Below are 12,763 nucleotides of genomic sequence, written 5' to 3'. Positions count from 1 at the left end.
CCCAATGAGGGGGCCGCCGGACCCGTCCGGTGGCCAAGGAGGGTGGTACCGCGGGAGCGTGTCCTCGACGGAGGGGGCGGCGACTCTCGTCCCTCCGGACGGAAGCGCCACACCGCCGGAGGAAGAGTTCAGCCTCATGACCACACCGCCGCAGTACCGCCCGGTACCCGCCCAGGTCGACCTGCCCGCCCTCGAACACGCCGTTCTCGAGTTCTGGCACGAGAACAAGACCTTCGCCAAGACCCTGGAGCAGTCCGAGGGCCGCCCGGAGTGGGTCTTCTACGAGGGCCCGCCCACCGCGAACGGCATGCCCGGCGCGCACCACATCGAGGCCCGCGTCTTCAAGGACGTCTTCCCCCGCTTCCGCACCATGCGCGGCTACCACGTGGCCCGCAAGGCCGGCTGGGACTGCCACGGCCTGCCCGTCGAGCTCGCCGTCGAGAAGGAGCTCGGCTTCAACGGCAAGCAGGACATCGAGGCCTACGGCATCGCCGAGTTCAACGCCAAGTGCCGCGAGTCCGTCACCCGCCACACCGACGCGTTCGCCGAGCTCACCACCCGCATGGGCTACTGGGTCGACCTCGACGAGGCCTACCGGACCATGGACCCCGAGTACGTCGAGTCCGTGTGGTGGTCGCTGAAGGAGATCTTCAACAAGGGCCTGCTGGTCCAGGACCACCGCGTCGCCCCCTGGTGCCCGCGCTGCGGCACCGGCCTGTCCGACCACGAGCTGGCCCAGGGCTACGAGACGGTCGTCGACCCCTCCGTCTACGTGCGCTTCCCGCTGACCTCCGGCCCGCTCGCCGGCGAGGCCGCCCTGGTCGTGTGGACCACCACCCCGTGGACCCTGGTCTCCAACACCGCGGTCGCCGCGCACCCGGACGTCACGTACGTCGTGGCGACCAACGGCGAGGAGAAGCTGGTCGTCGCCCAGCCGCTGCTGGAGAAGGCCCTCGGCGAGGGCTGGGAGGCCACCGGCCAGACCTTCACCGGCAGGGAGATGGAGCGCTGGACCTACCGGCGCCCCTTCGAGCTGGTCCCCTTCGACTCCCCCGCCCACTTCGTGGTCAACGCCGACTACGTCACCACCGAGGACGGCACCGGCCTGGTCCACCAGGCCCCCGCCTTCGGCGCCGACGACCTCGCGGTCTGCCGCGCCTACGGCCTGCCCGTCGTGAACCCGGTCCGGCCCGACGGCACCTTCGCCGAGGACGTGCCGCTCGTCGGCGGCGTCTTCTTCAAGAAGGCCGACGAGAAGCTCACCGCCGACCTCGACGCCCGCGGCCTGCTCTTCAAGCACATCGCCTACGAGCACAGCTACCCGCACTGCTGGCGCTGCCACACCGCGCTGCTCTACTACGCGCAGCCCTCCTGGTACATCCGCACCACCGCCGTCAAGGACGCGATGCTGCGGGAGAACGAGAAGACCAACTGGTTCCCCGAGTCGGTCAAGCAGGGCCGCTTCGGCGACTGGCTGAACAACAACATCGACTGGGCGCTGTCCCGCAACCGGTACTGGGGCACCCCGCTGCCGATCTGGCGCTGCGAGGACGACCACCTCACCTGCGTCGGCTCCCGCGCCGAGCTGTCGGAGCTGTCCGGGCAGGACCACTCGGCCCTGGACCCGCACCGCCCGTACATCGACGACGTGACCTTCCCCTGCACCGCGGAGGGCTGCGCGCACACCGCGGTCCGCGTGCCCGAGGTGATCGACGCCTGGTACGACTCGGGCTCGATGCCGTTCGCGCAGTGGGGCTACCCGTACAAGAACAAGGAAGTCTTCGAGAAGCGCTACCCGGCGCAGTTCATCTCGGAGGCGATCGACCAGACCCGCGGGTGGTTCTACACCCTGATGGCGGTCGGCACGCTGGTCTTCGACAAGTCCTCGTACGAGAACGTCGTCTGCCTGGGCCACATCCTCGCCGAGGACGGCCGCAAGATGTCCAAGCACCTGGGCAACATCCTCCAGCCGATCCCGCTCATGGACCAGCACGGCGCCGACGCGGTGCGCTGGTTCATGGCGGCCGGCGGCTCGCCGTGGGCGGCCCGCCGCGTCGGCCACGGCACCATCCAGGAGGTCGTCCGCAAGACGCTCCTCACCTACTGGAACACGGTCGCCTTCCAGGCCCTGTACGCCCGTACGTCGAACTGGGCGCCGTCCGCCGCCGACCCGGCGCCGGCCGACCGCACCGTACTGGACCGCTGGCTGCTCTCCGAGCTGCACGCGCTGGTCGGCGAGGTCACGGACGCCATGGAGGCGTACGACACCCAGCGTGCCGGCAAGCTGCTGTCCGCCTTCGTCGACGACCTGTCCAACTGGTACGTGCGCCGGTCGCGCCGCCGGTTCTGGCAGGGCGACAAGGCGGCGCTGCGCACCCTCCACGACGTGGTCGAGACGATCACCCGCCTGATGGCGCCCCTCACCCCCTTCATCACGGAGCGGGTCTGGCAGGACATGGTCGTCCCGGTCACCCCGGACGCGCCCGAGTCCGTGCACCTGTCGGCGTGGCCGGAGGCGGACGCGGCGCTCGTGGACCCCGTGCTGTCCCAGCAGATGCTGCTGGTCCGCCGCCTCGTCGAGCTGGGCCGCGCCACGCGCGCCGAGTCCGGGGTCAAGACCCGCCAGCCGCTCTCCCGGGCGCTGGTCGCCGCGGCCGGCTTCGACGCGCTCTCCACCGAGCTGCACGCCCAGATCACCGAGGAGCTGAACGTCAGCTCGCTGGCCTCCCTGTCGGAGGTCGGCGGCTCGCTCGTCGACACCACGGCGAAGGCGAACTTCCGGGCGCTCGGCAAGCGGTTCGGCAAGGGCGTCCAGGACGTGGCGAAGGCCGTGGCCGCGGCGGACGCTGCGGCCCTGTCGCTCGCGCTGCGCTCGGGCGAGGCCACGGTGGAGGTGAACGGCGAGCCGGTCACCCTCACCCCCGAGGAGGTCATCATCACGGAGACCCCGCGCGAGGGCTGGTCGGTGGCCTCCGACTCCGGCGCCACCGTCGCCCTGGACCTGGAGATCACCCCCGAGCTGCGGCTCGCGGGCCTGGCGCGCGACGCGATCCGCCTCATCCAGGAGGCCCGCAAGAACTCGGGCCTCGACGTCGCGGACCGGATCGCCCTGCGGTGGTCCGCCACGGACCCCGAGGTCGTCACCGCCCTGACCGACCACTCCGGGCTGATCGCGGACGAGGTCCTGGCCACGGACTTCGCGCAGGGTGAGGCCGACGGGTCGTACGGGTCGCCGTTCACGGACGAACCCCTGACCCTCGCCTTCCGCCTCCGCAAGGCGTAACGGCCGACGCACCGGAACGGCGCCCCGGATCCCGGGGCGCCGTTCTGCTTTCCGGCTGCCTGCACGCAGGGGAGCGGACCGGATTCGAACCGGCGTCCTCCCTCTTGCAGAGAAGGCGCGACGACCTCTGCGCTACCGCCCCCTGCGCAGCCCACCCTACCGACGCCCCACCCGACGCCCGAGGGACCACCGGGCCGCTTCAGCCCGCCCGACGCCTCAGGCCCACCCCAGCCCGCCCGACGCCTGAGGGCAACCCCGGCCCGCCCGACGCCTGAGGGCCGCTTCAGCCCGCCCGACGCCTGAGGGCACCTCCCGCCCACCCGACGCCCTGGGGCCGCTTCAGCCCGCCCGGCGATTGAGGGCACCAGCAGCCCGCCCGGCGATTGAGGGCCGCTTCAGCCCGCCCGGCGATTGAGGGCAGAAGTGGTGAAGGGGCGGGGAGGGGATCAGCCCCGCAGGGGAGCCGCACCCGCGGCGGCGGAGACGGGAAGCACACCGGGTACGGAAGACAAACGGGCCGGGCCCGGGTTCCTGAGGAACCCGGGCCCGGCCCGTGGTGACTGTCGACTGCCGACGACGACGTCAGTTGTCGTCCTCGTCGATGAGGAAGCCGCGCATCGGCGACGGCGCCTGCATCGGCTGCGGCGCAGCCGGCCGCACCGGAGCCATCGGCTGCGTCATGGCCGGAGACATCTGCTGCTGCCCACCGTACGACGGCCCACCCATCGGCGAGGGACCGCCCATCGGCGACGGGCCGCTCATCGGGGACGGGCCGCCCATCCCCATGGAGCCGGCCGGAGCCATGGACGGCGTCGGCGAGGCCGGCAGCGCCGGACCGGCCGGGTTCCGCGGCGGGGCCAGGGAGTCGTCGGCCTGGGTCTCCAGCTGGCGCAGCTGCGACTCCAGGTAGGACTTCAGACGCGTACGGTACTCGCGCTCGAAGCCCCGCAGGTCCTCGACCTTGCGCTCCAGCGTGGCCCGCGCGGACTCCAGCGAGCCCATCGCGACGCGGTGCTTCTCCTGCGCGTCCCGCTCCAGCGCGTCGGCCTTGGCGCGGGCGTCCCGCTCCAGGCCCTCGGCGCGGCTGCGCGCCTCGCCGACGATCTTGTTGGCCTCGGAACGGGCCTCCGCGATCGCCTGGTCGGCGGTCTGCTGGGCCAGGGACAGGACACGGGCGGCGCTGTCGCCACCGGGGCCCTGCTGCGGGAGCTGCGGCTGCGGCTGCTGCATGGGCTGCATCTGCTGCATCTGCTGCCCCATCGGCTGCATCTGCTGGCCCATCGGCTGCATCTGCTGCCCCATGGGCTGCATCTGCTGGCCGAGCGGGTTCTGGCCGCCCATCGACTGCTGACCACCCATGGTGTGCATGGGGCCGCCCATCGGGCCGGGGCCACCGGGACCCTGCGGGCCGCCCGGGCCGCCCATCGGGCCGGGGCCGGCCGGGAGCTGCGGCTGACCGCCCGGGAGCTGCGGCTGGCCACCCGGCAGCTGCGGCGGACCCATCTGCGGCGGGCCCTGCTGGGCCGGCGGGCCGGATATGGCCGCGGGCACGGGACCGCCGGGGCGCTGGTCCTGGGGTTCCGGCTTGCGCATGCCTTGCTGCTGCTGGTTCTGCGCGGCGGCGCGCGTGGCTGCGGCCAGCTTGGCGCGCAGGTCCTCGTTCTCGCGCAGCAGGCGCGTCAGCTCGGCTTCGACCTCGTCGAGGAAGGCATCGACCTCGTCCTCGTCATAGCCTTCTCGGAGGCGGACGGTCGTGAACTGCTTGTTCCGCACGTCCTCGGGAGTCAGCGGCATGTCTTCTTCACCTCTACGTAGTCGTCGGCAGTCGGCAAGACCGTATCGGGACTGTCCCCGCGCGTGCGGGAAAGCTCATCGTTCACACGCTTCTCGCAGCTGTGCTCACGAAGCTGATGAGGATGTAAACGATGATCATCAGAACGAAGAAGGACAGGTCGAGTGCCACGCCCCCGAGACGCAACGGCGGAATGAACCGCCTGAGAAGCTTGAGCGGCGGATCGGTGACAGTGTAGGTCGCCTCCAGGACGACCACCATCGCCTTGCCGGGTGTCCACGAACGTGCGAACTGGAAGACGTAGTCCATCACCAGTCGGAAGATCAGCACGATGAGGAAGCACATCAGCGCGATGTAGACCACCTGTAGTGCGACGCCCATCCCGCGCTTCCCTCTCCCCTGCTCTCACTCTCGTTCCGCCCCGTGTCTGACGGATCGGTCTAGCTTTGGTTGAAGAACCCGCCCTCCGCGATGCGGGCCTTGTCCTCCGCCGTGACATCGACGTTAGCAGGCGAGAGCAGGAACACCTTCTGTGTCACGCGTTCAATGCTGCCGTGCAATCCGAACACGAGACCGGCCGCAAAGTCGACAAGTCGCTTTGCGTCCGTGTCGTCCATCTCCGTGAGGTTCATGATCACCGGAGTGCCCTCACGGAAGTGTTCCCCGATGGTACGGGCCTCGTTGTAGGTCCGGGGGTGCAGCGTCGTGATGCGGTACGGCTCCCGCTCGGAGACGACCTTGGGCATGATCACGGGGGCGTTCTTCTCCACGTTCGAGCGTTCAGGTGTGATGGATGCCACGGGGGCGATTCGCGCAGGACGTCCACTGTCGACCGGCGCGGGCACGGGCTCCCGCTGGGGCGGGGGCTGCACCGCTCGGACCGGCTCTTCCGGGACGGGCGGCTGGTGCACGGGCTGCTGCTGGCGCCGGCGATCCCGCTCCGGTTCCGGCTCGGGTTCGAACTCGTCGTCGGGGTCGTACCCCGGGTTGTCGTACCGGTCGTCCTCCACGAGGCCGAGGTAGACCGCCATCTTGCGCATCGCGCCGGCCATTCTCTGAGTCCTCCGCTCTGTGGTGGATCGCCCTGTCGCAGGTGTGTCGCTGTGTCACCAAAGTCACCAACTGCCCGCGATCCACTTGGTCTGTCCGCCCTCCAGCGGAAATGACCATATTTTCTGCTGTGGTCCGACTTTCTTCGCGACGTTACCCGAGCCGGGGTCTCGCGCCGAGTACCGCAGTGCCGACGCGTACATGTGTCGCACCGGCCGCAACGGCCTCTTCCAGGTCTGCGCTCATCCCGGCCGACACCATCGTGGCAGCCGGATGGTCCGCGCGCAGGCGGGATGACAATTCCACCAGCCGCTCGAAAGCGTCCCGTTCGCGCCCTGCGTAGGGACCGGCCAGCGGAGCCACGGTCATCACACCGTCGATCCGCAGTCCCGGCGCCCCGGCCACGAGGTCCGCGAGTTCGGCGAGCTGTTCCGGGGCGGCGCCGCCGCGGTCGCCGCGCTCCCCCGACTCGGCGTCGAGGGCGATCTGCACGAGGCAACCGAGCTCCCGCCCGCCCTGCTGCGCCGCCGCGGAGAGCGCGGTGACCAGCCGGGGCCGGTCGACCGACTGCACCACATGTGCATATCCGGCAACGGAACGGGCTTTGTTGGTCTGCAACTGGCCGACGAAGTGCCAGGTGAGCGGCAGATCCGCGCAGGCCGCCGCCTTGGGGGCGGCGTCCTGGTCGCGATTTTCCGCAACATGACGGACACCCAACTCCGCCAGCAGTCGTACGTCGCTCGCGGGGTAGGTCTTGGTGACGACGATGAGCGTCACCTCGTCCCGCGCACGCCCCGCGGCGGCACAGGCGGAGGAGATGCGCTCCTCCACCCGTGCGAGGTTCTCCGCGAGTTCCGACTTACGATCCGTCATCAACTAGTCCAACCAGACATATCCGGCAAGCCGCCCGGTCACCCGGTCGCGGCGGTACGAGAAGTGGTCCCGCGACTCCAGTGTGCAGACCGGCGAGCGGTGCCTGTTCACCACCCCCGCCTCGGCGAGCTGGGCGTGCACCCCGGCGACCACGTCGACGGCGGGGGTCCCCCAACTCGTCTCGGCCCGGGCCGCCGGGACGACCGCGGCCACCTCGTCGCGCATGGCGGCGGGCACCTCGTAGCAGCGGCCGCAGACCGCCGGGCCGGTGCGGGCGATGATCCGCCCCGGCTCGGCCCCGAGCGAGACCATCGCCTCGACGGCGGCGGGCACCACTCCGGCGACCAGCCCGGGCCGCCCGGCGTGGGCGGCGCCGGCGACCCCGGCGACGGGGTCGGCCAGCAGCACCGGAGTGCAGTCCGCGGTGAGCACCGCCAGGGCCAGGCCCCGGCCGGCGGTCACCACCGCGTCCACCTCGGGGACGGCCGCGCCGCGCTCCCAGGGTCCGGTGACCACGGCGACGTCCTTGCCGTGGACCTGGTTCATCCAGACCACCCGGTCCGGCTCGACGCCCAGGGCCCCGGCCGCGATCGCGCGGTTCGCCAGAACGGCGGCCGGGTCGTCTCCGACCGCGCCGCCGAGATTGAGCTCCTCGTACGGAACGGCGCTCACCCCGCCCCACCGGTCGGTGAAGGCGAAGTGGGCGCCGCTCTCCTCGTGCTGCCCCAGCGTCACTTCAGGAAGTCCGGTACGTCCAGTTCCTCCGCCGGGCTGTCCTGGTAGGGACGGGCCGTGGGGACCTGCGGCGCGGGGGGCGCGACCTCGACCGGGGCGACCGGCTCGACCGGAGCCGGGGGCTCCTCGCGCGGGGTCACGGTGCCGAGGCCGCCGAAGGCCGGGCGGACCGGCTCGGGGGCGCGGACCGGGGCCGGGGCCGGCTCCTCGCGCTTGGTGGAGGCGGCACCGATGACGTTGTCGCGGCGGGCCGGCGGCTGACCGCCGTCGAAGCCGGCGGCGATGACGGTGACGCGCACCTCGTCGCCGAGGGCGTCGTCGATGACGGCACCGAAGATGATGTTCGCCTCGGGGTGCGCGGCCTCGCTGACCAGCTGGGCGGCCTCGTTGATCTCGAACAGGCCGAGGTCGGAGCCGCCGGAGATGGACAGCAGGACGCCGCGGGCACCGTCGATGGAGGCCTCCAGGAGCGGCGAGGAGATCGCCATCTCGGCGGCGGCCACCGCGCGGTCGTCGCCGCGGGCCGAGCCGATGCCCATGAGGGCCGAGCCGGCCTCGGACATCACGGACTTGACGTCGGCGAAGTCGAGGTTGATCAGACCCGGGGTGGTGATGAGGTCGGTGATGCCCTGGACGCCGGAGAGCAGGACCTGGTCCGCGGACTTGAAGGCGTCCAGGACCGAGACCTGGCGGTCCGAGATGGACAGCAGCCGGTCGTTGGGGATGACGATGAGGGTGTCGACCTCTTCGCGGAGGGCGGCGATGCCGTCCTCGGCCTGGTTGGCGCGGCGGCGGCCCTCGAAGGTGAACGGGCGGGTGACCACGCCGATCGTCAGGGCGCCGAGCGAGCGCGCGATGTTGGCGACGACCGGGGCGCCGCCGGTGCCGGTGCCGCCGCCCTCGCCCGCGGTGACGAAGACCATGTCGGCCCCCTTGAGGACCTCCTCGATCTCCTCGCGGTGGTCCTCGGCCGCCTTGCGGCCGACCTCGGGGTTGGCTCCGGCGCCGAGGCCCCGGGTGAGTTCGCGGCCGACGTCGAGCTTGACGTCGGCGTCGCTCATCAACAGGGCCTGGGCGTCCGTGTTGATGGCGATGAACTCGACGCCTTTGAGACCGACCTCGATCATCCGGTTGATGGCATTGACACCACCGCCGCCGACACCGATGACCTTGATGACTGCGAGGTAGTTCTGCGGTGCTGCCACGTCGAAGGCCTCTCGCCTCGAGTTACGTGTCGTCGCTTCGCGGGCCTGCGCTGCGACGACTGATGCCGAAATGTGGGACGGTCCGAACGCGCCGACCCGAACCCTAACCCTGAAGTTTAGGGTTAAGTGTGTGCCTGCTCCCTGGACTCTTCCGAACAGGACACTAAGTCGACAAGTAGCGCGTGTTCAACGAACACGCCGAACCTCCCGTTTTTCTTTTCACCCTATGTGATCACCCGTATCGGTGGCCAACCAGGGTGCGTCGCCGCGCGACCCGACGTCAACTCCCGGACACCGCAGGGGCGGTGGGGACGCTCACGTCGAAGCGGGCAGCCCCGGGTGCGGCTTTGAGCAGAGCGGTCAGCGCACGCCCCTTCGCCTCCCCCTGCTCCCCGCTCCCCCACACGACCGTGCGGCCCCGGGTCAACTCCAGGACGATCGCGTCGTACGAGCCCACCTTGACCTGCACGGTCTCCTTGGCGACCGGCTCCGGGAGGTCTCCGGCGACGCCCACGGCCTCGCGCAGCAGCCGCTGCTCGTCGAAGCGGCGGCCGCCCGGTGACCGCGCCGCGTTCAATTCGAGGAGCGGTACGCCGCCGGGTGCTTTCGCAACCGTGTCGAATCGGACGCCCGAAGCGTCCACTTCCACGAAGTTGGCGTCCTTTTTGAGGAGCAGGACGGGTTTGCGTTCCGTCACTTTGAGACCGATTCCGCGGGGCCAGGCCCGGACCACATCGACCGAATCGACGCGGGGCAGCCGTTCGCGCACCCGCTGCGCGATCTCGTCGGTGTCCACGGCCACGAGCGGGGCGCCGACCGGCACGGCCGCGGCGGTCAGGACCTGTTCGGAGGTCAGCACCTGCGTTCCGCTGGTGGTCACCTTCTCGATCCGCAGCCACGCGGACCCGTAGAGCACCCAGCAGACGCCGCCGGCGAGCAGCGCGACGGCCGAGGCGACGGCCACCAGGCGGCCCCGGCCGCGCAGCCGCCGGACGAGGCGGAGCACGCCGGACCTCGGCGCGGACGCGGCCCTCGCGGCCTTGGCGACCCTGGCGGTACTGCCGGCCTTCGCGGACTTCGGCGCCTTGGCGGGCTGGGCGGGCTTCGCCGCCTCCGGCCGCTTCGGCGCCCGGGGCGGCTTCGGTGCGGCGGGCGGCTGGGGAGAGCCGGAGCCCTTGCCCTTGCGGGCGGGCCGGTCGGAACCGGGTGTCCCGCGCTGTGCGGTGTTCGCTCCGGCCACTCCTGTGCCTCCTGCGTCTGCGCTGTACCGCCTCAGCGGTTCCGGTGGGCGGCGATCGCCTCGTGCACCATCGCGACCAGCAGCTCGTCGGCGTCCCGGCGGCCGAACTCGGAGGCGGCGCGGGACATCTCGTACAGGCGGTGCGGGTCGGACAGCACCGGCAGGACGTTGCCGAGCACCCAGTCGGGCGTCAGCTCCGCGTCGTCGACGAGCAGGCCGCCGCCGGCCTTGACCACCGGCTGGGCGTTGAGCCGCTGTTCGCCGTTGCCGATCGGCAGCGGGACGTACGCGGCGGGGAGCCCGACGGCGGAGAGTTCGGCGACGGTCATCGCGCCCGCGCGGCACAGCATCATGTCGGCGGCGGCGTACGCGAGGTCCATCCGGTCCACGTACGGTACCGGGACGTAGGGCGGCATCCCGGGCATGTTGTCGACGTGCGGCATTTCGTTCTTCGGACCGACCGCGTGCAGGATCTGGATCCCGGAGCGCTGGAGGGTCGGGGCGACCTGCTGCATGGTCTCGTTGAGGCGGCGGGCGCCCTGCGAGCCGCCGGAGACGAGCAGCGTCGGCAGGTTGGGGTCCAGGCCGAAGGTGGCGCGGGCCTCGGGTCGGGCCGCGGCCCGGTCCAGGGTGGCGATGGTGCGGCGCAGCGGGATGCCGACGTAGCGGGCCCCGCGGAGCTTGCTGTCGGGCGTGGAGACGGCGACGGCGTGCGCGTAGCGGGAGCCGATCTTGTTGGCCAGGCCGGGGCGGGCGTTGGCCTCGTGGACGATGATCGGCACGCCGAGCCGCTTGGCCGCGAGGTAGCCGGGCAGCGCCACGTAGCCGCCGAAGCCGACGACGACGTCGGCCTTGGTGCGCTCCAGGATCTCCTCGGCGGCCTTGATGGTGCCGCGCAGCCGCCCCGGGACGGTGATGAGCTCGGGGGTGGGCTTGCGGGGCAGCGGGACCGCGGGGATCAGGCCCAGCTCGTAGCCGCGCTCGGGCACGAGACGGGTTTCGAGCCCGCGCTCGGTGCCGAGGGCGGTGATGCCCACGGAGGGGTCCTGCCTGCGCAGGGCGTCCGCGAGGGCGAGCGCGGGCTCGATGTGGCCGGCGGTCCCCCCACCGGCGAGTACGACATGCACCGAAATTCACCGCTCTCCGGACGGACGCCTCTTGACGCGCCGTCTCATCGACTTCCATCTCTGCCCGGTCCGCTTCCAGCCCGACTTCGGCCGGCGCATCGCGAGCGCCGCACGCGCGGCCGGCTCCTCCCGCGCGAAGGCGATGAGCAGTCCGACCGCGAACATGGTCGGCAGCAGGGCGGAGCCGCCGTACGAGAACAGCGGGAGCGGGACTCCGGCGATCGGCAGCAGGCCGAGCACCGCACCGATGTTGATCACGGCCTGGGCCGTGATCCAGGTGGTCACGCCTCCCGCGGCATAGCGTACGAAGGAGTCCTCCGTGCGTCCGGCCACGCGGATACCCGCATAGCCTAGAGCCGCGAACAGGGCGAGTACCGACAGCGTCCCCGCCAGGCCCAGTTCCTCCCCGGTGATGGCGAAGATGAAGTCGGTGTGGGCTTCCGGCAGTTGACCCCATTTTTCCACGCTGGCCCCCAAACCGGAACCGAACCATCCGCCCGAGGCGAGGGCGTAGATCCCGTGTACGGCCTGCCAGCAGAGGTCGTTTTTGCCCGGATCCGTCGCTCCGAGGCAGGCGAGCCGGTCCATGCGGTGGGGGCTGGTCCTGATCAGCAGTGCGACGATCACACCCGCGAAGGCCAGCACCGCCACGAAGAGCCGGGTGGGGGCGCCGGCGAGCCAGAGCAGGCCGAACAGGACGGCGCCGAGGATCATGGCGGTGCCCATGTCCCCGCCGAGCATGATCAACCCGAGCAGCAGGAAGGCCACCGGCACGAGCGGCACCAGCAGGTGCTTCCACTGGGTCAGCAGGCCCCTGTCGCCCTTGCGGGCCAGCAGGTCGGCGCCCCACAGGATCAGCGCCAGCTTGCCGAACTCGCTGGGCTGGAGCATGAACGGTCCGCCGAGGGAGATCCAGTTCTGGTTGCCGTTGATCGACACCCCTATCCCGGGGACCTGCACCAGGACCATCAGGAACAGGGTTCCGGCGAGCACCGGGTAGGACAGCGCCCGGTGCAGCTTCACGGGCATCCGGGAGGCGACGAGCAGCAGCCCGGTGCCGATCAGGGCGGCCACGAACTGCTTCTTGAAGAAGTAGGCGTCGCCCAGTCCCAGCTGGAGCGCTTTGATCATCGAGGCCGAGTAGACCATCACCAGGCCGAGCACGGTGATGAGCAGGGAACTGCCGAAGATCAGGTAATAGGCGGTGAGGGGTCGGTCCCAGGCCCGGCGCAGCTGCCGCTGGGTGCGCCGCAGCCGGGTCAGCGGCCCGCCCCCGGCGGGCCGCCGCGCTCCCGGCACCGGGCGCCTGCGGCCCTGGACCCTGACGGCCCGCAGGCCCTTCAAGGGCCCCGCGGCGGACTTCCCCGCGGACGGCCGCCGCCCGGGCAGCACCTGCTTGGCCGGCATCTGTGACCTTCCCCTCCACTCTTACGCGGCGGGCGGCCGCCCGGTCGGAGA

Annotated in this window: 10 protein-coding genes and 1 tRNA gene; 1 reads left to right on the top strand and 10 read right to left on the bottom strand. The window is 71.3% G+C overall.

Features of this window, described 5'->3' with window-relative positions; genetic code table 11:
- Nucleotides 1-136: 136 nt before the first annotated feature.
- Complete coding sequence (gene ileS / locus ACSHWO_RS24835) at nt 137-3,283, top strand: isoleucine--tRNA ligase (RefSeq protein WP_385821340.1); 3,147 nt, start codon at nt 137-139, stop codon at nt 3,281-3,283.
- Between the two features lie 69 nt (nt 3,284-3,352).
- Here ileS and ACSHWO_RS24830 read toward each other — a convergent pair.
- The 10 genes from ACSHWO_RS24830 to ftsW form a co-directional block, all read right to left on the bottom strand.
- Nucleotides 3,353-3,425, bottom strand: a tRNA-Ala gene (locus tag ACSHWO_RS24830).
- A 440-nt stretch (nt 3,426-3,865) separates the two neighbouring features.
- The gene (locus tag ACSHWO_RS24825) at nt 3,866-5,077 is read right to left on the bottom strand and encodes a DivIVA domain-containing protein (protein ID WP_438315017.1); all 1,212 of its coding nucleotides are present in this window, start codon (nt 5,075-5,077) and stop codon (nt 3,866-3,868) included.
- 82 nt (nt 5,078-5,159) lie between these two features.
- Nucleotides 5,160-5,456 (bottom strand): YggT family protein, encoded by a 297-nt coding sequence (locus ACSHWO_RS24820; RefSeq protein WP_030155988.1) that lies wholly within the window; start codon nt 5,454-5,456, stop codon nt 5,160-5,162.
- Between the two features lie 59 nt (nt 5,457-5,515).
- Nucleotides 5,516-6,127 (bottom strand): cell division protein SepF, encoded by a 612-nt coding sequence (locus ACSHWO_RS24815; RefSeq protein WP_361088210.1) that lies wholly within the window; start codon nt 6,125-6,127, stop codon nt 5,516-5,518.
- A 151-nt stretch (nt 6,128-6,278) separates the two neighbouring features.
- A complete protein-coding gene (locus ACSHWO_RS24810; protein WP_361088213.1) occupies nt 6,279-6,998 on the bottom strand; it encodes a YggS family pyridoxal phosphate-dependent enzyme in 720 nt (239 codons plus the stop codon).
- Nucleotides 6,999-7,001: 3 nt separating this feature from the next.
- A complete protein-coding gene (gene pgeF / locus ACSHWO_RS24805; protein WP_361088216.1) occupies nt 7,002-7,733 on the bottom strand; it encodes a peptidoglycan editing factor PgeF in 732 nt (243 codons plus the stop codon).
- Entirely contained in the window at nt 7,730-8,938 is a 1,209-nt protein-coding gene (ftsZ, locus tag ACSHWO_RS24800; RefSeq protein WP_361088219.1) for a cell division protein FtsZ, read from the bottom strand. Before ftsZ ends, pgeF begins: the two co-directional genes overlap by 4 nt.
- A gap of 280 nt (nt 8,939-9,218) precedes the next feature.
- Nucleotides 9,219-9,944, bottom strand: a complete 726-nt coding sequence (locus ACSHWO_RS24795; protein ID WP_438319266.1) for a cell division protein FtsQ/DivIB — start codon at nt 9,942-9,944, stop codon at nt 9,219-9,221.
- A gap of 266 nt (nt 9,945-10,210) precedes the next feature.
- Nucleotides 10,211-11,305: an undecaprenyldiphospho-muramoylpentapeptide beta-N-acetylglucosaminyltransferase gene (murG, locus tag ACSHWO_RS24790; RefSeq protein ID WP_361088223.1), complete on the bottom strand. Its 1,095-nt coding sequence runs from the start codon at nt 11,303-11,305 to the stop codon at nt 10,211-10,213.
- Between the two features lie 6 nt (nt 11,306-11,311).
- The gene (gene ftsW, locus ACSHWO_RS24785) at nt 11,312-12,712 is read right to left on the bottom strand and encodes a putative lipid II flippase FtsW (RefSeq protein ID WP_438315009.1); all 1,401 of its coding nucleotides are present in this window, start codon (nt 12,710-12,712) and stop codon (nt 11,312-11,314) included.
- Nucleotides 12,713-12,763: the final 51 nt, after the last annotated feature.

The organism is Streptomyces pallidus (ex Mingjun et al. 2026) (assembly GCF_051550185.1).
GTDB lineage: Bacteria > Actinomycetota > Actinomycetes > Streptomycetales > Streptomycetaceae > Streptomyces.
The sequence above is the reverse complement of the archived record's forward strand: the minus strand, read 5'-3'. Positions and strand labels throughout refer to the sequence as shown.

Excerpts from the sequence above, each read along its gene's own strand:
- ileS (WP_385821340.1), top strand. The coding sequence starts at position 137 with ATGACCACACCGCCGCAGTACCGCCCGGTACCCGCCCAGGTCGACCTG.
- ACSHWO_RS24825 (WP_438315017.1), bottom strand. The coding sequence starts at position 5,077 with ATGCCGCTGACTCCCGAGGACGTGCGGAACAAGCAGTTCACGACCGTC.
- ACSHWO_RS24820 (WP_030155988.1), bottom strand. The coding sequence starts at position 5,456 with ATGGGCGTCGCACTACAGGTGGTCTACATCGCGCTGATGTGCTTCCTC.
- ACSHWO_RS24815 (WP_361088210.1), bottom strand. The coding sequence starts at position 6,127 with ATGGCCGGCGCGATGCGCAAGATGGCGGTCTACCTCGGCCTCGTGGAG.
- ACSHWO_RS24810 (WP_361088213.1), bottom strand. The coding sequence starts at position 6,998 with ATGACGGATCGTAAGTCGGAACTCGCGGAGAACCTCGCACGGGTGGAG.
- ftsW (WP_438315009.1), bottom strand. The coding sequence starts at position 12,712 with ATGCCGGCCAAGCAGGTGCTGCCCGGGCGGCGGCCGTCCGCGGGGAAG.